Annotated in this window: 24 protein-coding genes; 12 read left to right on the top strand and 12 right to left on the bottom strand. The window is 48.8% G+C overall.

Features of this window, described 5'->3' with window-relative positions; genetic code table 11:
- The first annotated feature begins 29 nt into the window (after nt 1-29).
- The 5 genes from pta to GMA8713_RS05985 all read left to right on the top strand — a co-directional run bounded on the left by pta (nt 30) and on the right by GMA8713_RS05985 (nt 6,198).
- The gene (gene pta / locus GMA8713_RS06005; protein WP_062706827.1) at nt 30-1,061 is read left to right on the top strand and encodes a phosphate acetyltransferase; all 1,032 of its coding nucleotides are present in this window, start codon (nt 30-32) and stop codon (nt 1,059-1,061) included.
- Complete coding sequence (locus GMA8713_RS06000) at nt 1,058-1,855, top strand: FRG domain-containing protein (protein ID WP_062706818.1); 798 nt, start codon at nt 1,058-1,060, stop codon at nt 1,853-1,855. The genes pta and GMA8713_RS06000 overlap by 4 nt, the downstream gene beginning before the upstream one ends.
- 468 nt (nt 1,856-2,323) lie before the next feature.
- On the top strand, nt 2,324-2,671 hold the full coding sequence (locus GMA8713_RS05995; protein ID WP_062706816.1) for a hypothetical protein: 348 nt from the start codon (nt 2,324-2,326) through the stop codon (nt 2,669-2,671).
- A gap of 62 nt (nt 2,672-2,733) precedes the next feature.
- On the top strand, nt 2,734-3,672 hold the full coding sequence (locus GMA8713_RS05990) for a mechanosensitive ion channel family protein (protein ID WP_062706814.1): 939 nt from the start codon (nt 2,734-2,736) through the stop codon (nt 3,670-3,672).
- A gap of 696 nt (nt 3,673-4,368) precedes the next feature.
- Nucleotides 4,369-6,198: an FG-GAP repeat protein gene (locus GMA8713_RS05985; RefSeq protein ID WP_084387662.1), complete on the top strand. Its 1,830-nt coding sequence runs from the start codon at nt 4,369-4,371 to the stop codon at nt 6,196-6,198.
- 33 nt (nt 6,199-6,231) lie between these two features.
- Here GMA8713_RS05985 and GMA8713_RS05980 read toward each other — a convergent pair whose 3' ends face one another.
- Complete coding sequence (locus GMA8713_RS05980) at nt 6,232-7,194, bottom strand: AraC-like ligand-binding domain-containing protein (protein WP_062706809.1); 963 nt, start codon at nt 7,192-7,194, stop codon at nt 6,232-6,234.
- Nucleotides 7,195-7,449: 255 nt separating this feature from the next.
- Between GMA8713_RS05980 and GMA8713_RS05975 the strand changes: the two genes are divergently transcribed.
- From GMA8713_RS05975 to GMA8713_RS05965, 3 genes are all read left to right on the top strand, one after another.
- A complete protein-coding gene (locus GMA8713_RS05975; RefSeq protein WP_062706807.1) occupies nt 7,450-8,514 on the top strand; it encodes a carbon-nitrogen hydrolase family protein in 1,065 nt (354 codons plus the stop codon).
- Nucleotides 8,515-8,569: 55 nt separating this feature from the next.
- Nucleotides 8,570-9,589, top strand: coding sequence for a phenylacetaldoxime dehydratase family protein (locus tag GMA8713_RS05970; RefSeq protein WP_002538717.1), 1,020 nt, complete (start codon nt 8,570-8,572; stop codon nt 9,587-9,589).
- Between the two features lie 214 nt (nt 9,590-9,803).
- The gene (locus GMA8713_RS05965; RefSeq protein WP_232314373.1) at nt 9,804-11,132 is read left to right on the top strand and encodes an outer membrane beta-barrel protein; all 1,329 of its coding nucleotides are present in this window, start codon (nt 9,804-9,806) and stop codon (nt 11,130-11,132) included.
- A gap of 174 nt (nt 11,133-11,306) precedes the next feature.
- Here GMA8713_RS05965 and GMA8713_RS05960 read toward each other — a convergent pair whose 3' ends face one another.
- The 10 genes from GMA8713_RS05960 to paaZ are packed head-to-tail and all read right to left on the bottom strand — an operon-like array spanning nt 11,307 to nt 21,640.
- Complete coding sequence (locus tag GMA8713_RS05960) at nt 11,307-13,391, bottom strand: 3-hydroxyacyl-CoA dehydrogenase NAD-binding domain-containing protein (protein ID WP_062706802.1); 2,085 nt, start codon at nt 13,389-13,391, stop codon at nt 11,307-11,309.
- Nucleotides 13,392-13,415: 24 nt separating this feature from the next.
- Nucleotides 13,416-14,513, bottom strand: coding sequence for a 1,2-phenylacetyl-CoA epoxidase subunit PaaE (gene paaE / locus GMA8713_RS05955; protein WP_062706800.1), 1,098 nt, complete (start codon nt 14,511-14,513; stop codon nt 13,416-13,418).
- 15 nt (nt 14,514-14,528) lie between these two features.
- Entirely contained in the window at nt 14,529-15,068 is a 540-nt protein-coding gene (gene paaD / locus GMA8713_RS05950) for a 1,2-phenylacetyl-CoA epoxidase subunit PaaD (RefSeq protein ID WP_062706799.1), read from the bottom strand.
- A gap of 3 nt (nt 15,069-15,071) precedes the next feature.
- Entirely contained in the window at nt 15,072-15,830 is a 759-nt protein-coding gene (paaC, locus tag GMA8713_RS05945; protein WP_157515506.1) for a 1,2-phenylacetyl-CoA epoxidase subunit PaaC, read from the bottom strand.
- A 12-nt stretch (nt 15,831-15,842) separates the two neighbouring features.
- Nucleotides 15,843-16,130, bottom strand: coding sequence for a 1,2-phenylacetyl-CoA epoxidase subunit PaaB (gene paaB, locus GMA8713_RS05940; RefSeq protein ID WP_062706794.1), 288 nt, complete (start codon nt 16,128-16,130; stop codon nt 15,843-15,845).
- Between the two features lie 11 nt (nt 16,131-16,141).
- Complete coding sequence (gene paaA, locus GMA8713_RS05935) at nt 16,142-17,110, bottom strand: 1,2-phenylacetyl-CoA epoxidase subunit PaaA (protein WP_062706792.1); 969 nt, start codon at nt 17,108-17,110, stop codon at nt 16,142-16,144.
- A gap of 30 nt (nt 17,111-17,140) precedes the next feature.
- Nucleotides 17,141-18,343, bottom strand: a complete 1,203-nt coding sequence (gene pcaF, locus GMA8713_RS05930) for a 3-oxoadipyl-CoA thiolase (protein ID WP_062706790.1) — start codon at nt 18,341-18,343, stop codon at nt 17,141-17,143.
- Nucleotides 18,340-18,783 carry a hydroxyphenylacetyl-CoA thioesterase PaaI gene (paaI, locus tag GMA8713_RS05925; protein ID WP_062706788.1) on the bottom strand — a complete coding sequence of 148 codons (444 nt, stop codon included), beginning with the start codon at nt 18,781-18,783 and terminating at the stop codon, nt 18,340-18,342. The genes pcaF and paaI overlap by 4 nt, the downstream gene beginning before the upstream one ends.
- 2 nt (nt 18,784-18,785) lie before the next feature.
- On the bottom strand, nt 18,786-19,589 hold the full coding sequence (paaG, locus tag GMA8713_RS05920) for a 2-(1,2-epoxy-1,2-dihydrophenyl)acetyl-CoA isomerase PaaG (RefSeq protein ID WP_082111349.1): 804 nt from the start codon (nt 19,587-19,589) through the stop codon (nt 18,786-18,788).
- Between the two features lie 2 nt (nt 19,590-19,591).
- Nucleotides 19,592-21,640 (bottom strand): phenylacetic acid degradation bifunctional protein PaaZ, encoded by a 2,049-nt coding sequence (gene paaZ, locus GMA8713_RS05915; RefSeq protein WP_062706786.1) that lies wholly within the window; start codon nt 21,638-21,640, stop codon nt 19,592-19,594.
- Nucleotides 21,641-21,883: 243 nt separating this feature from the next.
- Here paaZ and paaK point away from each other — a divergent pair, with 243 nt between their 5' ends.
- From paaK to GMA8713_RS05895, 4 genes are all read left to right on the top strand, one after another.
- Entirely contained in the window at nt 21,884-23,170 is a 1,287-nt protein-coding gene (gene paaK / locus GMA8713_RS05910; RefSeq protein ID WP_062706784.1) for a phenylacetate--CoA ligase PaaK, read from the top strand.
- 147 nt (nt 23,171-23,317) lie between these two features.
- Nucleotides 23,318-24,247: a phenylacetic acid degradation operon negative regulatory protein PaaX gene (gene paaX / locus GMA8713_RS05905; RefSeq protein ID WP_062706783.1), complete on the top strand. Its 930-nt coding sequence runs from the start codon at nt 23,318-23,320 to the stop codon at nt 24,245-24,247.
- A gap of 24 nt (nt 24,248-24,271) precedes the next feature.
- Nucleotides 24,272-24,868 carry a phenylacetic acid degradation protein PaaY gene (locus tag GMA8713_RS05900; protein ID WP_062706781.1) on the top strand — a complete coding sequence of 199 codons (597 nt, stop codon included), beginning with the start codon at nt 24,272-24,274 and terminating at the stop codon, nt 24,866-24,868.
- Between the two features lie 214 nt (nt 24,869-25,082).
- The gene (locus GMA8713_RS05895) at nt 25,083-25,670 is read left to right on the top strand and encodes a hypothetical protein (RefSeq protein WP_062706779.1); all 588 of its coding nucleotides are present in this window, start codon (nt 25,083-25,085) and stop codon (nt 25,668-25,670) included.
- A gap of 15 nt (nt 25,671-25,685) precedes the next feature.
- On the opposite strand, the gene GMA8713_RS05890 is transcribed toward GMA8713_RS05895, so the two are convergent.
- Nucleotides 25,686-26,022: IS630 family transposase (locus GMA8713_RS05890; protein WP_157515497.1), on the bottom strand; the 337-nt coding region annotated here is incomplete at its 5' end.

Below are 26,022 nucleotides of genomic sequence, written 5' to 3'. Positions count from 1 at the left end.
GAAAATTGACGTTAAGAGAGCAGTAAGCGATGAAGGCGTTAAACAACATTATTGAGAAAGCGAAGAAGTTGGATTCAAAAATTGTGCTTTGTGAAGGCGATGACAAACGGATTCTCATCGCCGCTGCTAAGGCTCAACAAAGTGGAATTGCAAAGGTTGTTTTGGTTGGTGAGAGAGAGAAACTGCAGTTAGCCGCTGGAGAGGCCAATGTTCAAATTGATGACTTTGAGGTCATTGACCCCCATTCCAGTCCGCTTACCGCCTCTTTGTCTGAGCTGTATCTTACTCTTCGTGCAAAGAAAGGCGTGACGCCACAGCAAGCGTTACAGGAAACGCTGAAACCACTCAATTTTGCCAACCTTATGGTGGCCAAGGGACTCGCTGACGGCTCAGTCGCTGGGGCAGTGCACACGACGAAAGATGTCGTTCGCAGCGCAATACAAATCATTGGATTGGATGGCACCAGCACGATTGTGTCCAGCTTCTTTCTGATGATGCTGTGCCAGCCCTTCCACACCCTCAAAGGAGGGCTGATTTTTTCAGACTGTGGGCTGGTGATTGATCCCTCCGACGAAGAGCTGGCGAGCATTGCTATTGCAGCAGCGAAGAATGCAGAAACCTTACTCATGGAAGAACCGAAAGTCGCGATGTTGTCTTTTTCAACCAGCGGCAGTGCACAGCACGAATCGGTTAGCAAGGTCGTCAGGGCATCTCAACGGGTAAAGCAGCAGTTGCCGGACATTGCTATCGATGAAGATATCCAATTGGATGCGGCGATTGTCGCGGATATCGCGAAGAAGAAACTGCCTAATTCCAACGTAAAAGGGAAATCGAATGTCCTTATTTTCCCTAACCTGGAGGCGGGCAACATTTGCTACAAGCTGGCAGAGCGTGTTGGAGGAGCGGTTGCGATTGGTCCTTTGTTGCAAGGCTTAGCAAAACCAGCGAATGACTTATCGAGGGGTTGCAGCGTGGATGACATTGTTAACGTTATCGCGGTGACGGTCGTGCAAAAAGAGATAAACAGCTCAGTTGGCTACTCCAATGCGAGGGAATTATGAATCATATTAACTATATAGACTCACTGTCTGCCTTTACGGCAGCGGTTGAAAATATCACCGAAACTAACAAAACCATGCTGTTTCGAGGTCAGCCAAATATCCGCTGTAAATTGCTTCCCCAAGTGGCTCGCGGTCATACCAAAGCCTCAGAAACGGAAGCCAAGATGCTCGCGCATATCGCGGAGTACGGCCGGGACTATATCGATGTTGATAACCCTTCGATATGCCACTTACTGATGAAAGCGCACAACGCAGGCTTGGAAACCCGTTTGTTGGACTGGACGATTAATCCTTACGAGGCGCTATGGTACGCCTGTCATAGTTCAGGATCTCAGCCTCTTGTTTATGTACTGAACACGGAGAGTATTCCACAACTGGGTATGGACGATGATCCCTTTGCGATTACACAAACACACATCATGCCTGTTTACGGAAAAGCCGCAGACAAAAACAAACGGCTAACTGTGCATGCTTCCACCCTTATTCAGGGCCGTCCTCAATTCACGGCGTTGGAGGAGGAAGAAGGAATGCATGCTGCGTTGACTGAGCTTCCGATCATGCCAGATCTCAAAGTTAAAATTATTCAAGAGCTTAATGAGTTTGGGGTCAATGAACACTCTATATACAACAACCTGTTCGGTCTGTGTCGCCATGTGAACTTAATGTACGACAACAACCCATACGGTTGGATGCCTATGGATAACCGTTTCGCTGGCGCTGAGATGCAGGGCGAGGCAGCTGAGAATTTGCAGCAATTTAAGAAAAAGTACGTGTCTGATTTTGATTTCGACTGAAAGACTTCAGTCTCGTTTTCTCTCCTCAGAATAACCCTCTAGTCGCTGATGACAGTCCAGGGCTAGAGGCAGCCATCTTTATATCCAAACAACCTGAAAAAGCTTGTATTCAGAGATCATCAATGTATTTCAATTCGAGGCAAATTTCACGTGGAATAGTGGTTCTATTTACCCATGATTTAACCAAGAAGCGGGCGCATTGAGGCCCTCCCTTCGGATGAGTTGGCTGACGCAGTGCTCATTGTTGTTCCTTATTGATGGAGATGGCTACACCTACAAAAAAACGCTGCGATCACAACGCTAGTCAATCTCGCTGCTTCCTGCATCTTCAGGTTGTTTGGGTATATAAAATGTCGCGATATCGATATCTAACTAGTGCAGTCCGACACTGCACTGGTGTTAGCCTTTCTTCACGCCTAACATGCAGTAAATCAACAAGTGCAGTTCAAGATTTGAAAGGTGAGGAAAGTGAGAAAGACGGACAAAAAAATAGATGATTCGCTTAGACATGCGCTAACACAAGTCTGTGATATTGCCCAATCGGAACATCAAGGATTCGAGTGGCTGACCCATTTTGTTAACTATGATCGATTCCCGAGTTCGCTTTCTATTGTATGTATTTTTGACACTCAATCTAGCTTGGCCCAAGCCAACCAGGAACACATTCGCCGTCTCATCAAAGATGTGCTGGCTTCCATCGATATCAAGCTGAAAGATATTGGCAAGCACGTACATTTTGATACGGAAGAAAGCTGCGAAAATGATAGCAATGGTAGATGGGATGTGCTTTTTCAAAAACAGGGTTGGCAGTATTAGATAGACAGCGAAGCAATACATGCGGCTAGTTTAAATTAACGGTAAAAAGGGATTGGAGTGACATGGTGTTAGATAATCTTTATATCTACCTCGGCACAGTCGGTGTGGTAGGGGTTGCTGTTGTCTGGTGGGCGACATCGGCCTTATTGAAGTCAAAGTCTAACAGAGAAAAACGACTAAGACGCCTGAAGAACTTTAACAGTGTTCAGACATCTTTACCCAAAGCAGAAGGTCAGATTGGGGAGATTGATGCGGCAGTTGAAAAAATCGAAAACCGTTTTTCAATTATCCGCAAGATCACCTTTTTCTTCATCTTTATCGTGTTAGGTCTCGCATTATCGCTGCCATTTCTGAATTCGATGCCAGCAGCAATGGTTTCGCTTATGGTTGCTGTTTCTACCACCGTTCTGGGCTTTGCCGCAAAACCTGTGATTGAAAATATCATCGCGGGCGTCGTACTTTCGCTTTCCAAAGCGATCCGTGTCGGAGATACGGTCGTGATTGAAGATCAATATGGAACGGTGGAAGACATTAGCCTTAACCACACGATTATTAAGCTCTGGAACTGGAAGCGACTAATTATTCCGAGCAGCAAAATGCTGTCTTTGGAGCTGGAGAGTCTCACCTATAACGACACTTACATCTGGGTGCATGTGGAGTTTTACACTTCTTACGAAAATGATTTAGAGCTTGTGCGGCAAATGGCCATTGAGTCCGTTCAGAGCAGCAAGCATTTTATCTCTGAAGACCCGCCAGATTTTTGGGTGATGAACCTTGATAAAGATGCCTACCAATGTTGGGTTGCAGGTTGGACAAATTCCGCGACAAGGGCTTGGAACCTTGCCAGTGATATTCGCACGGGGATTGCTATACGTTTCCAAGCAGCTGGAATTAAGACACACAATGTTCAGGTAAAAATGGAGCCACTCGCAAAATCTTCAGAGGACTCAAGTGAGTTGCATACATTAAGCCGTTCTAACCGTGTTGGTGGCGTTTCCTGAGCCTGCTATTTGTGTATATACCCAAACAACTTTGGGGTGAAGGAATCGCAAGGTTGACTGGCGTTGTGATTGCGGCGTTCCTTTGCAGATGTAGTCATTTCCATCAAAAAGGAACAACAAAGAGCACGGCGTCAGTCAACTCGCCCGAAGGTAGGCCTTCAATGCGCCCACTTAATCGTTAAATCCCACGGAAATAGAACGACTTTTCCTCGTGAAATTTGCCTCGAATTGAACGCATTGATGACCTCTGAATTCGCGTATCCTTAGGTCGCCTAAGTATACCCATCCGTCGTTCTTACCTTTTCACTGATCATTTTAATTTGTCTTTATTTTATACAGTCTTTCGTTCCGTAATATCAATGTGAGATTAAGTACGAATAGTCTTTTATCTATCGTTTTATCTAAGTTGTTATTTTTATTTTATTTGTTATGTTTTTTCTGTAAATGGTACTTCGTTCTTCATTTTTTTGTTTTGAATCTGTTTTTCATTTTTTGTAGAGAATATTAGTCATAACTATTTATTTATTTTATTTCAATGAAAAAATTAATTTTATTTAGTCTAGTATAAAGGTGTTGGATATTTTTCTGTCAGTTAATTATTTGTTGTATGAGTATTCTTTTTTCTTGTATGGTTTTATTTGCATTGATTATTGGTTCCTCTGAATACTTGTATGGGTAGTAAGTTTGGAGGCGGAGATGAAGTATTTAAAAGGTATTTTTCTGTGGAGTACATTAGTCTTTCTGAACGGGTGCAATATAGACTATGTATTTGATTCAGGAAGTGGAGCTTCGGAGTCGATAACGTCGCCGACAATGTCACCGCCATCAGCATTTAACCTTCAGTCATTGTCTGCTTCTGTTTCCTCGGGGGGAGGTTCTTGCCCGATTACTTTCTCTTGGGATGCTGCTGAAGGTGCTTCGAGATATACGGTTTGTCGAAAAGACGAAACGCAACCTGATAACTGCGAATCGATGGGGGTTGTATCCGGAACAACGGCAACTATCAATGTCACTGGCGCTCTCAAAGATCACCTCTCTGAATTTTTCGTAAAAGCCAGTAATGAAGTTGGGAGTACACTGTCTAACGAGTTATCTTTGTCACCTTCAGACATTACCGCGTTAATCACTTACATCAAAGCATCTAATACGGATATTGACGACAGTTTTGGTAGGCCTGTGTCCCTATCATCTGATGGGTCGACACTGGCAGTGGGTGCGTATTCAGAAGCCTCTAGCTCGTCAGGCATAAACAGCCCACCTGACAATCTGGCAGCAATAGCAGGAGCGGTATATGTTTTCCGATATTTGGATGGGCACTGGGCAGAGCAAGCCTATTTGAAAGCGTCAAACAGTCAGGAGGGGGACAGATTTGGTTGGGCTCTCGCATTGTCAGCAGATGGTAATACAATTGCAGTTGGCGCCTACGCAGAGGACTCTTCCTCCAGTGGTGTTAACAGTATTCCGAATGAGGCAGCAACATTATCGGGCGCTGCTTACATTTTCCGTAATGCTGGGGGGAGCTGGAGTGAAGAGGCATACATAAAGGCTTCTAACCCGGGTGCTAGCGACTACTTCGGCTGGTTTGTGACCCTTTCATCTGATGGCAACACCCTTGCGGTGGGGGCATATGCGGAAGACTCGTCAGCCACTGGCGTTAACAACGCAGAAAACAATTCGTTATATAATTCAGGGGCTACGTATGTCTATCGTTTTACCGGAGGCAGCTGGGCGCAGGAAGCTTACATCAAAGCCTCAAACCCTGACGCGTCTGACTATTTTGGCTATTCGGTATCTTTGTCAGGGGATGGCAACACCCTTGCAGTGGGGGCTACTTGGGAGGATTCAGATACAACAGGGATTAACAGTACCCCCAACGATTTGCTGAGTGCCGCTGGGGCTGCCTATGTTTTTCGCTACTCTGGCGGTGTCTGGTCGCAGCAAGCCTATGTGAAAGCATCCAACACAGGGATTGGTGATCGATTCGGTTGGTCGGTCTCCTTGTCAGGCGATGGCAATGTAATGGCAGTGTCCTCAAGATATGAAGACTCGAGTACAATCGGTGTTGACAGCGTACCCGACGAAGGTGCGACAGACGCAGGCGCGGTCTATATCTTCCGCTATTCGGGCGGAAACTGGGGTCAAGATGCCTACATTAAAGCATCGAATACCGGTGCAGGTGACTATTTCGGTTGGTCTGTTGATTTATCTTCTAGCGGTAACACACTTGCAGTAGGAGCTCGGGAAGAAGACTCTGGTACCTTGAGTATTAACAGCACGCCTGATGATGGGGCTGTAGATTCCGGTGCAGCCTACATATACCGTTACGAGAACGCTATTTGGGCCCATCACGCGTATTTAAAATCACCTAATACTGGGGCTGGAGATAATTTTGGCGTGTCGGTGAGTCTTGGAAAAGACGGAGGCATGCTTGCAGTGGGCGCATTTCTTGAGGATTCAAGTACCACTGGCGTTGGAAGCACACCTGATGAGGGAGCAAGTAACGCGGGTGCGGCATACATTTTTTAAGTGGGAATGAGGCACGAATGCTGTTGCGCCTAGTTATAATTTGCTTTGTCTGTAATCTCTGGGTGAACAACCGAATTGGTCTCGGAAGGTGCGAGAGAAATGTTGAAGGTTGTTCTGCCCCCACTTGAATGCGATTTCACTGATCCCCGTTTTTTGAAAGCGCTCATCCACTAGATCACTGGCGATTTTCTGCATTCTGCTCTCTCGGATAAAGCCACATACCGTTTCTCCATTTTTCGTAAACACTTCGCTAAGGCGACGTACTGACAACCCAAGGCTTTTCGCAATGTCTTCACGGTTAAGGCTGGCATCTTGCAGATTTGCGAGAATAAAAGACTTGGCGCGAATCAGCAGTTGCTGCTCTGGCTGAGACAACTCGAGACGAGAGCCTCGGAGTGGTGCTAATGACGTGGCAATCAAATCTATCAATGTCTCTTGCAACAGGAGTTTACAGTCCGTGGTTTGGCTGTCGATAAGCGAAGAAATATTTAACGCCGTCGTCGCCACTAAACTGCCTAGTTGAGATGTCCCGTTGACGGGAATTGCCGTGAGCATATTGGCGTCAGGGAGCCGGCTTAATAGCGCCTTCTTTGGAAACTTGATGACTAACTGTTTGAAGTCTTCTTCGAGGTCAATGGAGTAAGTTTCTGTACTGCTATACAGAGTAAAATCGTAGCGGGATAGTGGAGCCGCACGGCCACATTGTTCGATAACAGAACGGTTATTAAGTTGAATACTTAACAGGAATTCGGCTTCTGATGTGCGCCCAATGTCTTCCGCACGCCTGATGACCTTGTGTTTCGACCCAGACACAAAGGAAAGGTCAATAACGCCATGTTTGGAGAGTTCAATTCTTCCTTTAAAGTCTTTTCGAGAGAGAGCTTCACACCCTAAGTTGACATAAGCATCGCACACCGACTCCCGCCAAAAAGCGAACTTTTCGCTAGGTTGGCAATGGCTTGTGTCATAGGTAAACCTTTTGACGGTACTACTCATCCGTGTGCTCTCTTTTAAACCCTACCTTTATGTTGTAACACCAAATGCAAAATTGACACTGTCTCAAATGTGAGTCGGTTTGGCCGCTGCCTTTTACGACAACTAAGGCCGCCTTCTTACGCAAGCAATCCTCCCGTTCGCCTCTTAGTGTTTTAGAAGCCCGCCGTAAGGCTCTGGTTTTCATCATTTGCCAGACATCACTTATGAGTGGGTGGCTAAAACCACATTACTACACGCGAAGAAGGAGAACGCGCGATGTCGGAAGTATTTAAAGTGGCTGCGGTACAGGCAGCACCATCTTTTTTAAATCTCGCAGAAGGGATACAGCGAGCCGAAGCGTATATCGATGAAGCCGCTTCCAAAGGGTGCAAGTTGGTGGTCTTCCCGGAAACCTGGCTTCCAGGTTATCCCAATCATATCTGGTTAGGCCCAGTTGCATGGCAGATGCAATTTGTAGGGCGCTATTTTGACAGCAGCATTGAAGTGGGCAGTGAGGAAGACAAAGCCATTGCTGAAGCGGCTCGTCGAAACAATATTCAGGTTTCGATCGGTGTGAGTGAGCGTGACGGCGGCAGCCTGTATATCTCGCAGTGGCACTATGGCGAAGATGGCGAAATTATCAGCCGTAGAAGAAAACTCAAACCTACCCATGTAGAACGCACAGTGTTTGGTGAAGGTGATGGCAGTGACCTGGCAGTAAAGGAAACGTCAATTGGCCGCATTGGACAGCTTTCCTGTTGGGAGCATCTTCAGCCACTCTCTAAGTATGCGATGTACGCTCAGAATGAACAGATCCATTGCGCGGCATGGCCGAATTTTTCCCTCTATCGTGGAATGGCCTATGCCCTTGGCGACGTAGTGAACAACGCAGCCAGCATGATATATGCCGTGGAAGGTGGCTGTTACGTTATTGCGCCATGTGCCACGGTGAGCAAAGCGCAGCAGGAAATGCTTTGTCAGGGTGATCCCGAAAAAGAGGCTATGTGCCAGATCGGGGGTGGTTACACCAAAATCTACGCGCCGGATGGGCAGTCTATTGGTTCTGAAATTGGAGAGACGGAAGAGGGCTTAGTGATTGCAGATATTGACCTCAGCATGATCCCTTATGCCAAAGCTGTCGCTGACCCTGCGGGCCACTATGCGAAGAAAGATGCTACACGTTTACTGATAGATCGTGAAAAACGACGTGCAGTTGTAGAAGTAACAGACCTTAATGCGTCAAAAACGGCAATGTCAGAGCTGGCAACAACGGGGCAGGAGGAAGCGGTTGAAGTTGTGAGTGAACGTTCTTCATTGTTGCACCGACTTAAACCTTGGTAAGGCCTAGAAAACCGATGTCACCAATTTGAAGCCATAAGCACAAGGAGTACTCACCATGGCGAATAATACAACCAACAGAAAACTGCCTCTGAAGATGCCACCGGATTGGGAGCCACCCGTACCAGCATGGAGTTCGGTATTTGCCGAAAACCAACAAGACGTCAGCATGTGCATAATAGGGTGTCAGCACAAATCTGATGCTTACATCAGCGAGTTTGTTGGTGCACTGAATGGCCTCGCTAAAAACGCGGATGTTTGCGATTTTGCAACCTGCGAAGACAAAGATGGGCTCAGCCAAACCATTGCGATTATCTATTGGATGGATGCGCAAGCCTGCGCAGATTGGCTGCACAGCGATGTTGTTACCTTATTCTGGGAGTTATATTCGGATGACAAGTGGGGGTTTGGGATTTTCAGGGAGGTGTTCAATGTACCTTTTGAACGTCTTGAGACCCTGTTCTCTGGCCCGGTACACAATCATGGCTTTAGTCAGATACGCAAGGACATCGAAGGCCCTATTCAACGTCATGGCTATTGGGGAGGGATGCGGGATCGTATTCCGCTCTCGGCTGAAAACCCTTTTGAAGCGCATCAGACTTTGGAAGTGATTGAGCAACAGGGAAATCGTGTTGTGGTTCGTGCACATGAGAACCTTTGCATTATCCGATCTGGTCAGGATTGGAGTCACACTACAGGAACCCAAAGGGAAGAGTACCTAAATCAAATTGAACCAGTGCTTAAAGCGGGCATGAATTTCCTGCGTGATGAAGGTGATGAGGTCAATTGTTATAGCTGCCGTTATATGACGCAGTTTTTGCCCTTTAAAGGCAAGCAGGAGTGCACGTTTGGCCTTGCCTTCTTCCGCACGATGTCAGACTTAGAGGCATGGTCTGAAAGCCATCCTACTCATGTGGCGATATTTAATACTTTCCTTGAAATTGCCCCCAAGTATGGACCTGACCTTCAGCTACAACTATGGCACGAAGTATCTGTATTACCAGCTGGCTCTCAGTATGGGGAATATATTAATTGTACTGAAGGAACGGGTTTATTAGCAGGCGTTAAATTGTCATAGATGTATAAGTTGGACAATTCTCCTTAATTTTGAGGATTGTCCAACTAGGCTCCAGTGTCCACTCTATTTAAATAACAAAAAATCCCATGAATCTCCGTTTTTACGGGGACTGGTTTCGTCTATTTGTTCTTTTAGTTGGCTAATAAATGAATTTAAAAATCAAGGAAAGTTATCACCGCTAGATGTGATAATTAAACCATCAAAGGAAAGCAGTATGAGATTAACAAGGAATATATTGGGACTTTCAGTCTCTTTGGCATTAATGGTACCTACAGTGGGGTTAGCGAATGCTGAACCTGCTGGCGGCTCGCTGTTTCGTGCAGCGACAAACAACGCGCTAGATGAATATGAAATCACTGTCGCGGGCTGGGCAGAAGCGACGGCACTTCATGCTTCAGACACGATTGGCGATGGCAATATCAGCAACGGTGCCTTTTTGAACCAGAAAGACGGCGTAGGCCTAAACCAAATCGGCTTAATGTTGTGTAAGGGCATGGGTTGTTTGCCGACTGGTGCTTTTGCACCGGCTCAGAACGTCTTGAGTCGGGTAGGACCATTCCCAGGTCCGGTTGGTGAAGCGCGTATTGATTTCAACGTGACAGCTATGTACGGCCAGGATATTCAGTTTTTCCGTACTGCAGGCATTGACGACTACACCTTTGATGACGATGACGACAACAAACTCGCCATACCCCAGTTTTACATTGATGCGTACCTGCCAGTATTAGATGGTATGACATTGATGGTAGGTAGCTTCTTCACTTTCATCGGCAATGAAGTCGGTGCTCCTTTTACGCCGCCTAACTGGTTTGTCACGCACACTTACGCCACGCAACATGGCCCTTCAAAACACGTTGGTGCGCTTGCCAGCATCAAAGTACCGACGGATGAAGACTTTGGGCTTTTGAGCTTTGATGCCGGTCTGGTGGCGGGCTGGAATAACTGGGATGAAAAGCGTCCAACCTTTATCGGTGCAGCGCGCTGGCGTAGCCCGGATTTAGCAACCTGGTTAGATTTCGAGTTTATCTACGGTGATGGCGAAGGCGATGCATTTGGTGCTGCCAAAGGCGGTTCACCCTACATTGCTGTTAGCTCTACCGATGAGAAGCTCGACCGTTTTCACTCATCTACCACGCTGATCCAAACTGTCAATCCAGACCTGCAGTTGGCCGCAGAGTTTGTTTATGGCTTTCAGGAAGGTGGCGATGTAGCAGCGGCACCTGTATTTATCACTAAAGACAGTGACTGGATGGGGTTGAATCTGGGCGCGAGATATAAACTGGACGATAACCTCTTCTTCGCAGCCCGTGCCGAATGGTTTGATGATGAGAATGCAGCGAATGTGCTGTGGAGTTCAGTAGGGGCAACAGGTGGTGATGTTTACTCCCTTACTACTAACCTCGACTGGAGTGTGAATCAACACTTCAAGATCCGTCCTGAACTTCGCTATGACACCTATAAAGGCAATGGTGCGGGGCTGTTTGCTGGTGGTACATCAGACGATCAATTTATCGCACTGCTCAATGCAGTTGCTTATTTCTAAGTCTTCCATTTAAAAATATAGGAAAGCTCTACTGATTAATCCCTAGCAATTGGTACTTACCATTTAGTACACGCCTAGTATTTGGCCTTAACGTTAGTTAAGGTCTTTTTTTAGGCATAAAAAAGCCCGCAAATTAATGCGGGAAAAATGGAGTTGCTAGTGCGTAAGATGAATTTAAATAGTTTCTAATTTCTCAGAAGGTTGCCACCATGCTTTATTTGTTTCACGGTAAAGATAATTGATACTTTCAATCGTGTTACTTATTCCTGCTGCTTTGGCGTAATACATTGGACCACCTCGAAAACGGGGGAATCCGTAGCCATTTAACCAAATGGTATCTATATCTTCACTGTTTCTGGCAATTCCTTTTTCTAGTAAATTTGCTCCTTCGTTGACCAATGCAAGCACCAGTCTGTTCTGAATTTCCTCATCACTGATTCTTCTGGCTTCAATGCCTAAACGTTCTGCTTCAATAGCAATCAGTGCCATTGTCGTTGGGTCATTGGTTTTCTTACCATTTTCATAACGGTAAAAGCCCACACCCGTTTTTCGGCCGAGTCGTCCATGTTCAACCATGGTGTCGGCTGCGAGAAAGTAGGCGGGATCATCGTAAATCGGAGGGTACTCGCGGCGCGCTTTGTAGGCGATATCGATACCGGACATATCGTTCACTGCCAACGGTCCCATCGCCATGCCCCAGGATTCCATCGCCGAATCTATTTGTTCCGGGCTTGCACCTTCCAGCAATAGCATATTGGCTTCCCGGCCGTAAGCGGCATACATCCGGTTGCCAACAAATCCAAAGCCTACCCCAACACAAACCGGTACTTTGCCCAGTCGCTTAGCGGTCTTCATGACTGCACTGACAGCTTGTTCGGATGTCGAACGGGTTTTGACCACCTCAACCAGTTTCATCACGTTAGCGGGGCTGAAAAAGTGCATGCCGATGACTTGCTCGGGGCGGGTGGTAGAGGTGGCTATCTCGTCAATGTCCAGATAAGAGGTATTGGTCGCGAAGATGGTCGACGGCTTACAGACTGCATCTAAAGAAGAGAAAATGATCTTCTTCACCGACATTTTTTCAAATGCTGCTTCGACAACCAAATCAATATTGGCAAGGTTGCCATAATCACTGGTGCCAGAAATCAGCGAGAGGGCATGTTCTTTTTGCGCTTCTGATACCCGGCCTTGATCATACATTTTCTGATATTGGTGACGAATTCGCTCTAAACCCAAGACGCACAGATCTTCATTGGTTTCCACTAAAGTGACGCTGTAACCACTATTTGCAAAAGCGATGGCAATACCGGCGCCCATTGTGCCTGCACCAATGACGGCGACCGATTGAATATCGTCGTCAGACGTCGATTTGGCATAGCCGGAAGCTGCCTGTTTTTCAGCAAAAAAGGCATAGCGCATGGCACTGGATTGTTCGGAATCCCGGCAGGCCAGAAACAGGGTTCTTTCCAGGGCCAAGGCTTCGTCAAAGGGGAGCTTAGTCGCGGCTTCAATGGCATCAATGGCTCTTTGAGGAGCGAGCTGACCTTTGGCCTTTTTTGCGAGCTTTTTACGCCAGCTTTCGAAGATATTCTCTTCGAAAGAATCCGGAATATCCCGCTTGTCCGGAGCAACAAAGACATCGTTAGCTGTGCTTTGGGAGAAAAGAATCGATGCTTGGTTAACCAGAGAGGCGTGCTCGGGTAGCGGTGAAGATGCTTGTCCTAAACTGCCGTCATCAACCTTCATATCGATAAGACCCGTTAGGGAATCTGTCGATACCATTTTACCGGATGTGATCATGGAAAGGGCCTTCTCCACACCTACATAACGGGGTAAAAGCTGAGTGCCGCTGGCACCCGGTATCAGACCGAGGTTCACTTCGGGCAAGCCAACCTTTGTGCCTATCATGGCAACCCGGTAGTGGCAGGACAGCGCCAATTCGAAACCGCCGCCAAGCACGGTGCCATGAAGTGCAGCCGTCACGGGTTTCACACTGTTTCGAATCGCCTGCAACACATCAGGAAGGTGAGGTGTTTTGGGCATTTGGCCGAACTCTTTGATATCAGCGCCGGCAATAAAGGTGTTGCCGTCACAGCCAATCACAATAGCGGAAATATCTGGATTGGCATTTGCCTGTTCCAGTCCGGCCAAAATGCCAGACCGTACTGAATGGGAGAGGGCATTGACCGGTGGGTTGTTTACCCGGATTACCCCAACCCCATCCTCAATGAGAAGACTCACGGTGTCAGAAAGAAGCATAATTTTTCCTATCCTTGGTCGAAATCATCGCTGATCGAAGTCAACGGTCACATCATCAGTAAGAGGGTGCGCCTGACAGGTCAGGATGTAGCCCGCATCGATTTCGTGTTGTTCAAGCCCGTGGCTGATATCCATCTCGACTTCTCCTTTAACCAGCTTGGCTTTGCAGGTGGAGCAGACACCGCCTTTGCATGAATAGGGGAGTGACATGCCATTCTCGATGCCTGCATCGAGAATGTTTTCACCCACAGTCGCCAGCTTGAAGGTGATAGAGCGCCCATCAGCGGTGACGGTCACTTTGCTCATCTTTTCTTCGCCATAGTTGGCGACACGCTGTTTGGCTTTTTCCAGCGCTACTTGCGCATCTTCAGACGATGAAGAGAAAAGCTCATAGTGAATTTGATCATCAGAAAGCCCCTCAATACGGAACCCTCTGGAGACTTCCGCCATCATGGATTCAGGGCCACAGATAAAGGCATGGTCGGTGCTGTTGATATCAATCAAGCGATGTTTTTGCAGTGCGGCACCTTTCTTCACGTCAATGTGGCCGGATAACAGGTCTGAGCCCTGATCTTCCTGGCTCATGATGTTTATCCAACTGAATCGGGTCATGTAGCGGTTTTTCAGATAACCCAGGGTGTCAGCGAACATCATGGTGTTGCTCTGACGATTGCCGTAAATCAATGTGATACGGCTATTGGGCTCCTGAGAAAGTACGGTTTTGATGATCGACAAAATCGGCGTGATCCCGCTTCCGACGGCGATGCACATGTAATGATGCTGGTTAGATGCATTCAGCTCTGTATAGAAGCTGCCTTGTGGCGGCATGACATCAACCGTAAGACCTGCCTCAAACGTGTCATTGGCGAAGTTGGAAAACTTACCGCCATCCACGCGTTTGATCGCGACTTGTAACAGGCCTTCATCGGCGCCGGAACAAATCGAGTAAGCACGTCGTACTTCTTCCCCATCTATGTTGGCGCGCAATGTGAGAAACTGCCCTTGAACAAAGCGGAATGTCTCAGTCAGCGTGTCAGGAATATCGAAAGTGACGCACAAAGCAGAGTCAGTCTGGGGCTGGGTATGTTTTATTTTTAATGAATAGAAATTGGTTTCGCTCATGGTCAATTCCCTTTACTACAAGCATTTAAAGAAATCGAAAGGCTCATGACAGCTTTCGCAACGGAATAGCGCTTTACAGGCTGTTGAGCCGAACTCGCTGATCCTTGTTGTGTTTGATGAACCGCAGTGAGGGCAGCGCACTCCTTGCTCGGGCGTCAGTCGAAGGCAGTTATCAGGTGAATCTGAGGGCGGCGCAATACCGTATTCCCTCAGCTTTCGTTGGCCAGACTCGGACATGTCGTCGGTTGACCAAGGAGGGAAAAGCACGGTTTTGACTTCAACGCTGCCATAACCGGCTTCAGACAGGAGAGTCAGGATATCTTCCTTGATCGTCTCCACCGCCGGACAGCCGGAATACGTGGGGGTGATGGTGACAAGGAGCTTACCGTCCTGTTCGCTGACATTACGTAGGATCCCGATATCCCAAATAGAAAGCACCGGGATCTCAGGGTCAGCAATTTCGTCCAGCAACTGCCAAACGTCTGGCAGCGTAGACTCTGCCCGCATCTTCACCCGCTCAAACCGGGCATGTGGTGTTACTGGGATGGTTTCCATACCTCACCACTCACAACCGGGATAAGCGCGGTGTACGCTTTGCATCACGCCTAACAAATGACCGAGATGTTCCGTGTGATAGCCTTTTCGGCCTCCACGCACTGCCCATTCATCAGCTGGAACCTCAAGCGTGGCTTCTTCCAAAACGCGGCTTAACTGGGCGTCAAAACTGGCTTTAAGAGCAGAAGTATCCACGGCTATGCCGGCGGCAACCAATCGCTGTTCTGTGTCATCCGGCTCAAATATCTCTGGGATATAACCCCACAAATCGTTGAAGGCGGTCTGCATGCGCTGGTGGCTTTCTTCAGTGCCGTCCCCGAGTTTGATGACCCAATCTTTGCTGCGCATCAGGTGGTAACGGGTTTCTTTAATCGACTTATGGGCAATGGCTGATAACACAGGATCGTTCGATTCCAGCAACTGGGTCATAAACAGTTGGCTGTAGATGTCGACGATAAGTTGCCTTGCCATGGTGAACGCAAAATCCCCGCGGGGAAGCTCATTGATGAGGTGATTGATGTAATCACGCTCTCCGCGAAGAAAGGCAAAATCATCTTCGCTTTTCTCACCGTTGGTCAGTTCTGAGGCATAGCCATAAAACATGCGGGCACGGCCAATGTAGTCGAGCGCAACATTACCCAGTGCAATGTCTTCTTCCAGAAAAGGCCCATTGCTCGCCCACTCGGACAAACGGTGTCCGAGCGTTAATGCGTCATCGCCAAGGCTCAACACGTAGCGGAGCAAATCTTGTTGTTGTTCCATTTTCATGCCTCCTTACATGTTGCCGACTTCTTTCGGAAGTGGGTAATAGGTGGCATGGCGGTAAGGTTTGTCGTCTGACGGGTCGAAGAAAGCTTCGTTATCATCTTCCTGTGAAGCAGAAATATCGGCCGAGCGAACCACCCATATGCTCACACCTTCACTTCGGCGCGTGTAACAGTCTCGTGCATATTGCAGAGCGTGGGCGGCATCTTCCGCGTGAAGACTACCAACGTGCTTATGGTCAAGGCCGCGCTTACCGCGAACAAAGACTTCAAACAGTTCGAGATTTACCAGAGTCATAGCGCTTCTCCTTAAGCCACAGCATGTTGTTGACGTTGTTTGACTTTCTCCGCATGCGCATTCTGCGCGTCACGCACCCAGGCGCCTTCTTCGTGAGCGTTCACATGGTGCTGAATACGCTGGCGATTACAGTGTCCGTTGCCATTAATCACGTTGTAGAATTCTTCCCAATCGATTTCGCCGCTGTCGTAATGGCCGCGTTCTTCGTTCCATTTAATGGCTTTGTCTGGGTGTTCCAACCCAAGAAACTCAATTTGCTGCACGGTCTGGTCAATGAACTTCTGACGAAGACTGTCATTGGTTTCGCGTTTTATTTTCCATTGCATTGAACGTGCTGAGTGCGCAGACTCTGCATCATGCGGGCCGAACATCATCAGTGATGGCCAGTAAAATCGATTGAGTGAATCTTGTGCCATCTGGCGCTGCTCTTCGCTTCCATTGGCGAGTGCCAGCATGATTTGATAGCCCTGACGCTGGTGGAAACTTTCTTCCTTACAGATGCGGATCATGGCGCGTGAGTAAGGGCCGTATGAGGTGCGCTGTAAGGAAACCTGATTACAGATAGCCGCGCCATCAACCAGCCAGCCAATCGCCCCGATATCGCCCCAGGTCTGGGTGGGATAATTGAAGATAGAGGCGTATTTCGCTTTTCCGGTTTGTAGTGCTTCGATCATTTCTGCGCGGCTGATTCCGAGCGTTTCGGCAGAGCTGTAGAGATACAAGCCATGGCCCGCTTCATCCTGTACCTTGGCGAGCAGCACGGCTTTGCGACGCAGCGACGGCGCGCGGGTGATCCAGTTACCTTCCGGTTGCTCACCAATCACTTCAGAATGCGCATGTTGCGAGATCTGGCGGATCAGGTTCTGGCGATAGGCCTCCGGCATCCAATCCTTTGGTTCGATCTTTTCTTCACGATCAATCTTCTGCTGAAAGGCTTCCATCAGTGCTTTTTCCTGGGCTTCCTGTCTTAGTTTTTTCATTGTCATTGCTCCGTTTTCAGGTGCAGAAAGTCAAACACGTTCAATCACGAGGGCGATGCCCTGACCGACACCAATACACATGGTGCAAAGGGCATATCTGCCTTGCGTGCGTTCAAGTTGGTTTAGGGCGGTAAGCACAAGTCGTGCACCACTGGCACCCAAAGGATGACCCAACGCGATAGCACCGCCATTGGGGTTCACTTTCTGTGAATCATCCGGCAGGCCAAGGTCGCGGGTTACCGCTAACGCCTGTGCGGCAAACGCCTCGTTGAGCTCGATGGTGTCGATATCATCGAGGGTCAGACCCGCCAGTTTCAGCACTTTCTTGGCTGCTGGAGAGGGGCCAAAACCCATGATGCGAGGTGGTACGCCAGCGGTTGCCATAGCAAGAATGCGGGCTCGGGGTTTGAGACCATGTTTCTCAATGGCACTTTCTGATGCGAGCAGCAGGGCTACCGCACCATCGTTCACACCTGATGCGTTGCCAGCGGTGACGCTGCCAAATTCACGAAAAGGCGTGGGCAATCCCGCCAGTGCTTCAGCAGTGGTAGCGCGAAGGTGTTCGTCTTTCTCGAAACAAAGCGGTTCTTGCTTACGGCGTGGGATCATCACGGGTGTGATTTCAGCGTCGAATACACCCGTTTCCTGTGCTTTGGCGGCACGTTGTTGGCTTCGAAGGGCAAAGGCATCTTGATCTTGGCGGTTAACCTTAAAATCTTCCGCGACGTTTTCTGCTGTTTCAGGCATAGAATCGACGCCGTATTGCTTCTTCATTTTGTCGTTGATAAAACGCCAGCCAATGGTGGTATCGAAGATTTCCGCCTGACGGGAAAAAGCGGTCTGCGCTTTGCCCATCACAAAGGGAGCGCGGGACATGGATTCCACGCCGCCGGCAATCGCCAGTTCAATCTCTCCACAGTCAATGGCGCGGGCTGCTGTGCCGACGGCGTCCATACCTGAACCGCAAAGGCGGTTGATGGTGGTGGCGGGGACAGAATCTGGCATGCCTGCCAGAAGGGCACTCATGCGGCCCACATTGCGGTTATCTTCACCGGCCTGATTGGCACAGCCATAGAAGACTTCTTCGATCTGGGACCAATCAATTTGCGGGTTACGCTCCATCAGAGCGCGAATAGGTACTGCGCCCAGGTCATCGGCTCTCACTGCGGAGAGTGTGCCGCCGTAGCGGCCAAATGCGGTGCGAATGCCATCGCAGATATAAGCATGCTTCATGAATCACTCCTTTGATCTGGTGGGAGTACGGCTTGGTTCAGGCGTGCTGAGTTGCCCTTGAAAATGGCGACAAGCTCCTGGTTCTGGTTAGTAATATTGACGATGTAGATGCCAGCTCTTCTGCCTTGATGCATGACATGCGCCCTTGCAGTCAGCACATCGTTTTCTTTGGCGGGGCGTAGAAAATCGATAGAGCAGGCAGAGGCCACGGCAGATTCGTTTTCTGAATTGCAGGCAAAAGCAAATGCTGAATCCGCCAAGCTAAAAATCTGGCCGCCATGACAGGTTTGGTGACCGTTCAACATCTCTTGGGTGACGCGCATGGTGACTTCACTCTGCCGACAGGCCATGTGCACGATTTCCATGCCCATGGTGCGGGATACACTGTCATGACTGAACATTTGCTGCGCGCAGGCTTGCGCTATTTGGTCCGCATCCATGCTCATTCCCCCTTAAACTGCGGTGCACGCTTTTCAAGAAATGAAGCCACGCCTTCGGCGTAATCCTTTGAATAGCCAAGGTTACGCATGGTCTCTTTTTCCAGCTCAAGCTGGTGGTCGAGCGTGTTGGCAAACGATGCATTCAACAGACGTTTGATATTGGCGAGAGCAAGGGTCGGCTGGCTGGCGAGTTTTTCTGCTACCGCATTGGCTTCTTCCATCAAGGCTTCATCGTCAACACAGCGCCAAATCATTCCCCAAGCCTCGGCTTGCTCTGCCGGAAGCTTTTCACCCAGCAACGCCAAGGCTTTTGCTCTGGGCAAGCCAAGTGCGCGGGTAAGGTTCCAGGTGCCGCCGGAATCCGGGATCAGTCCGATTTTGGCGAAAGACTGAATAAAGCTTGCAGAGCGGGCAGCAAAGACAATGTCACAAGCCATGGCGATATTGGCACCAGCGCCAGCGGCTACGCCGTTAACGGCGCAGATTACGGGAACATTGAGCGTGCTGATGGCGCGAATCAATGGGTTGTAATTGCGCTCGACAGATTCGCCCAAATCAACGCGGGCGCTAGCGTCATTCACGGCGCGATCATTCAGATCTTGTCCGGCACAAAAGCCCCGACCATTACCCGTAATGAGCAAACAGCGGATCTCACTGTTTTCACGCACTTCTCGGATGGCGGCTTTTACTTCTTCATGCATTTGCGCATTGAAGCTATTGAGCGAGTCCGGTCGGTTCAGCACCAAGGTCGCGACACCATTGTGGACGGTGAAAAGTATGGTGATGAAGTTTATTGGCTTCTTCATATTTAACCCTCCTGACGCTCGACCAGAGTCATGATGTCGTACACCGCGACGGTCTCGTCATTCTGGTTGCGTACCAATACGTCCCACACCACCACACCCGTTGCGCGTTCCTCATCCGGGCGGCGGTTTTTCTTGATCTTCTGCTTCACGGTAATGTCCGCCTGAATGGTGTCGCCAATCGCGACCGGAGCAATAAAGCGCAGATTCTCTAGGCCGTAGTTGGCAAGTACCGGACCTGGCGCGGGGTGGACAAACAAGCCTGCGGCTGCTGAAAGCACGAAGTAACCGTGAGCCACGCGCTGACCAAACAGTGAATCTTTCGCGGCAATCTCATCGAAGTGGGCATAGAAATGATCGCCCGAGAGACAGCCAAAATTCACGATGTCAGCTTCAGTGACCGTGCGTCTGTGCGTGGTCAGACTTTCACCAATTTGCAGTTCATCAAAGTACTTACGGAAAGGGTGTACCGGCGTTTGGGTTTTCTCAGCGCCTGCGGTGTACTCGCGGGTAATTGCGGTCAGCATGGTGGGTGAACCCTGCAACGCGGTGCGCTGCATATAGTGTTTGATGGCACGGACGCCACCCAACTCTTCACCGCCACCGGCGCGTCCGGGGCCACCATGAACAAGCGGCGCGAGCGGCGAACCATGTCCGGTTGAGGATTTGGCATTGTCACGGTTCAGGATCAGCATACGGCCATGGTAGGCGGCTGCTTTCAGCACAAGCTCTGATGCTTCTGATGCATCGTTGGTAACCACTGAACCCACCAGACTGCCTTTACCCAGTGAAGCAATGGCAACTGCTTGGGAGACGTTGTCATAAGGCAATAGCGTACAAACCGGACCAAACGCTTCAACGCTGTGTACAGAGCCCTCTTCGGTTGGTGCTTTGGAGAGCAGCACGGTCGGCGGATAAAAAGCGTCGTGAGAACAATGGTCACCGACAAGTTCCATTGCCGCGTCGTTCCCGCCCAACAGCACATCGCTTTGCTCGCAAAGCTTGCTGACCTGAGTCGCCACATCATCCCGCTGGCCTTTACCAATCAGAGGACCCATTTTGACGCCTTCAATAGAAGGGTCGCCCATCGACACGCGGGCAAGGCGCGCTTTAAGCGCTTCACTCACTGCGTTGACTTTGGTGCGTGGCACCAGTGCGCGACGGATGGCCGTACATTTCTGGCCCGCCTTGACCGTCATTTCCCTTGCGACTTCTTTGATGAAAAGATCGAACTCTGGATCGTCTTCACTCACCGTTTCACCAAGAATGCTGCAGTTCAGCGAGTCTGCTTCCATGTTGAATGGAATGCTATGGGCAACGATGTTGGGATGTACTTTGAGTTTTTGACCAGTTGATGCCGAGCCAGTAAAAGTGACGCTGTCCTGTTCGCCCAATTGATCCAACAGATCGCCCACGCTTCCGCAAATAAGCTGGAGAGAGCCGTCAGGAAGGAGACCGCTTTCGACCATATCCTCGACCATCGCTTGCGTCAGGTAAGCCGATTGTGTGGCGGGTTTAACAATCACGGGCACGCCTGCGATCAAGCTAGGAGCAATTTTTTCCAGCATGCCCCAGCAAGGGAAGTTAAAGGCATTGATGTGAACTGAAACGCCGGGCTTTGGCGTGAGAATGTGCCGGCCAACAAAGGAACCATCTGCAGAAAGTGGTTGGGCTTTGTCCTCAACGATGAAAGGCTCATTGCCCAGTTCACGGCGGGCAATACTTGAGTAGCTCAGCATGGTGCCAAGACCACCTTCAATATCAACCCAGCTATCCGCTTTGGTCGCCCCCGTCCATTGAGAGATATCGTAAAAGCGCTTCTTGTTATCCAGTAGCTTCAAACCCAAAGCCTTTAGCATTTCTGCGCGTTCATGAATGGTCATTGCGCGCAGCGCAGGGCCACCTACTTCACGGCCAAATCGCACTACTTTCGCAAAATCAATGCCGTCAGAGCTGACAGAACAAATCGGTTCTCCCGTGATGGCATTGGCAACAGAAACCCCTTCTGCAGCTCCTTCATGCCATGCGCCGTAAACAAAACTTTTTGCCTTCATGTCACGTGTCCTTCTACGTGGTCGCATTCGCGTTCGACCCAAATCAATCCCTGCGAAAGCGGTCAATTGTTGTCGAGGTTTAATAAAAATGTTTATGAATGGTTAAATTTTATGATACACAATAAATGTAAATGATCAATTATGTGTAACATGAATAAATAATCGAATTGGCGACTACGCTTTAAGAGGCGAACCTTGAAAAGCGATGGAGCTGGAAGTAAAGCCTTGAAAGGAGAGAGCAAGATGAGCAGTAAGGTAGGGATGCACGCGATTGAAAATGCCAGCATTGATGAGTTACGCGGACTTCAGCTATCACGTCTTAAAAACACGTTGAATCACGTCTATGAAAACTCGCCGGTTTATCGCGAGAAATTCAAGGCCCATGGTGTCCATCCAGACGATTTGAAAACACTGTCTGACCTCAGTAAGTTTCCTATGACCACAAAAGCTGACCTTCGCGATAACTACCCATTCGGCATGTTCTGTACGCCAATGGAGCAGGTGGTTCGCGTTCACGCTTCGAGTGGTACGACGGGCAAACCGACGGTGGTGGGATACACACAAAACGACGTAAATATGTGGGCGGACGTGGTAGCCCGTTCTATATACGCAGCGGGTGGCAGACCTAAAGACAAAGTGCATATTTCATACGGCTATGGACTTTTTACGGGTGGTCTAGGTGCCCACTATGGCGCGGAAAGGTTAGGTTGTACTGTGATTCCAATGAGTGGCGGCCAAACCCAGAAGCAAGTTCAGCTGATTCGGGATTTTGACCCAGACATCATTATGGTGACGCCTTCGTACATGCTTAACATCGCCGATGAAATGGCGAGGCAGGGTATGGACCCAGAAAAACTTGCCCTGCGGGTAGGTATTTTTGGTGCAGAGCCCTGGACAGAAGCCATGCGCGAAGAGATGCAACGTCGCTTGTCGATGGATGCGGTAGACATTTATGGTTTATCTGAAGTGATTGGCCCAGGTGTCGCTCAGGAATGCGTGGAATCCAAAGATGGCCCAACCATTTGGGAAGACCATTTCTATCCGGAAATTATCGACCCACTAACGGGGGAAGTATTGCCAGATGGCGAGGAAGGGGAGTTGGTCTTTACCAGTCTCACCAAAGAAGCGATGCCAATTATCCGCTACCGTACCCGTGATTTGACCCGCCTTCTGCCCGGCACATCGCGCACCATGCGCCGAATGGGGAAAATCACCGGTCGCAGCGACGACATGCTGATTATTAGAGGTGTGAATGTTTTCCCCACCCAGATAGAAGAACAAATTTGTAATACCCGTGGCCTGGCGCCCCATTACCTGATTGAGCTGTTTAAGCAGGGCAATATGGACTGCGTGACAATAAGGGTGGAACAGCAACCTGAAGTTCATGGTTCTCAGCTAAATGGTTTGGCGAATGAGCTGGCAGGCAAAGTGAAAACCTTTATTGGCATTTCATCCAAAGTGGAAGTCGTGCCAGCCGGCGTGTTGCCGCGTTCAGAAGGTAAAGCCAAGCGAGTGATCGATAAGCGATAGAAGCGGTAACAGAGAATCGATGCAAGAACGCGACAGACCCTAATTAACAGATTCATATTTTTGCTGTTTTGTTGTGATTGTGTAACATGAAGACAATTGCCGTTAAGGTACAAAATAACAAAGCGCTATGTTTATGGATAACAACGTATGAACCAAAAATTAGGGAAGCTGCTTTCTGACATTCTCGCCGCTGACTCGGTCAGCGGCACCTCGCTCATCATGACGGTCTTTGGTGACATCCTTGCCCGTCGTGGTGGCTCAATCAGTCTTTCCAGCCTGATTGAGCTGTTAAGTGTGTTCAATGTCTCTGACCGGTTTGTCAGAACTTCGGTGTTTCGTTTGGTCAAAGATGGCTGGCTGACGGCTGAACGCAGTGGTCGATACAGTTTCTATCACGTCACGGAAGAAGCGATGGACCGATTCACCGCAGCGGAAGAGCGGATATACAGCGCACATGATGCTGAGTGGAACCGCCAGTGGCAGATGATCGCCTTGCCCTCACTCAGTGGCAGTGAGTTGATGGAGGCAAGAAAGCAACTGGAGTCGGCAGGTTACGCGATTCTTTCGACCTCCGTTATGTTGTATCCTCGCGCAGACAAAGATGCGACACGGCAGCTGTTGAGCAAACATGAGCTGAACGATAAAGCGCTGGTGTTCGAAGCCTCCTCTTGTGACCTTTCGGAAGGTAACGAAGCCAACTTGAAATCGCTGGTGGCAAAGCTGTGGCAACTGGAAGAAGTGGAAGGCAGGTTTCATACCCTACTAAGCCAGTTCAGGCCAGTTCTGTCGTTGCTGGAAAACGGTGAGCAACTGGAGCCTGCACAAGCTTTTCAGGTGCGCATACTGCTGATCCATATCTATCGTCGTGCACTGTTGAAATACCCGCCATTACCCGAAGAGTTATTGCCGGGAAACTGGCCAGGTAAAGCGGCACGGACATTGACACACAATATCTACAATCTGGTGGCGTATCCGGCCGAGCAACACGTTGATGCTGTTGCCCGCGCGGCGGATGGGCCTCTTCCAAAAGCAGATAAACAGTTCTGTGAACGCTTCGGAGGCATCACACTGAACTGACACTAAACAGACTAAGGAGTAGTCATGCCCTGTTATGCATTGGACGGTATTTCGCCTGTGGTTGAAGAGGGTGCATATGTTCACCCAGAAGCGGTTTTAATCGGTGATGTTATTGTAGAGCGGGGCAGTTATATTGCGCCTTTTGCCAGCTTGCGGGGCGATTTTGGCAGGATACACATCAAAACCAATGCCAATGTGCAGGATAACTGTGTGATTCACGCCTTCCCTGGTATCGATGTCGTAGTTCATGAACGCGGACATATCGGACACAGCGCCATATTACACGGCTGTATTATCGAAGAAGGCGCACTAATTGGCATGAATACCGTGGTGATGGATGGTGCGGTGGTTGGTGCCCATAGCATCGTCGCCGCTCACTCCCTTGTTGCCTCTCAACAGAAAATTCCCTCAAAAATGCTCGCCCTTGGCAGCCCAGCCAAAGTCATTCGTGAACTTCGAGAGGAAGAAGTGACCTGGAAGAGTCTAGGCACGGATGGCTATATCGAACTCACCGAACGCTGTCTCGCGACCATGCAGCAGGTAGAGCCGATGAAAACGGTTGAAGCAGACCGAAAGCGCATGGTGATTGATGAAAGCATCAAGCCGAAGTTTGCGGATTAGGTTTTCTATGACTGGAAACGAATCGTTTTCACTATGCTGAATGGGTAATAAGCGGGCAATTATCAACATTGACACTGCTTTCGCACACAGTGTTGAATGGTGTTGACCATAATACCGAGGTACACCTTTTTTTTGGAAGGGGGTAAATACACCACTTTAGTGTCCAATACACTGTTAGCTTTCAAAGCTCAGACACAATTGATATGGAGAGAAAATGGGAACCATCTTTATATTGCTAATTGTTCTTTTTGTTGCAGGAGCCATTTTGGTTTTTCTTGGAGGGCTGGCAATTAGGGCTTGGGCAGGTGTTGCTGTTTCCATATTTTCATCAAAACAAGAGTTCATTCGATCCTTTTTGTTTATGGTTCCATTTGTATTAATTATTTTAGCCTATATCTCGCATACAGAAGTAAAAGGGATGTATTTGATTGGATACGCTGGATTGGGGCTTTTCTTCGGTATCTCAATATCTTTGGTTTTTAAGGATGAAAATGACTTCCAGGCATTTGGTATTTGTTTCTTAAGCGCATTCATTACTTATTTATCAATGGCCAGCTTTGAATCTCTAAGAGACCTCGGGTTGATGGAATTTACCTCTCCAGCATCTTACGGTATAGGTGTAACACTGCCTAAGTACACACTCAATCTGGGCTTAATTGGTGGTTTTGCAATGTACTCGTTTGTGGTTACATTACTAAGTGGGGTTTTTGGCATTATAGGAGTTGCAGGCCATATAGCGGGCAAAAACATGCAACATTTTTCGCGCAAAGTTTTTAAGTTAATAGGTGCTAATACTAAATAACTGATCCGAATAGTGCTACATTTTCGCCGTGCCGTGGCAACCTCCCGGGTACGGCGATACGTTATCCATAAAGTGCTTCACCTTCCTGAGCAATTGCCACATATGTTTACACCTGTGATTCCGAGTAATTGTCTCATGGAGAGCATTCCACAATCGTTCTATGACGTTGACCCAAGGGCAATAAACGGGCTGGAACAGCAGCCTGAACTTTGGGTTCTTCTTGAGCCAAGCCTTCGTTTTTTTACTTTTGTGGATGATGTAGTTATCCAGTATCAAGGTGACACTTTTGGCTCGGCGGTAGTGCCACTTTAGCTTCTCCAGCATGGCAATGAATAGGTCTGAGTCTTTCTTT

The sequence above is a fragment of the Grimontia marina genome (assembly GCF_900060185.1).
GTDB classification, from domain to species: Bacteria; Pseudomonadota; Gammaproteobacteria; order Enterobacterales; family Vibrionaceae; genus Enterovibrio; species Enterovibrio marinus.
The sequence above is the reverse complement of the archived record's forward strand: the minus strand, read 5'-3'. Positions and strand labels throughout refer to the sequence as shown.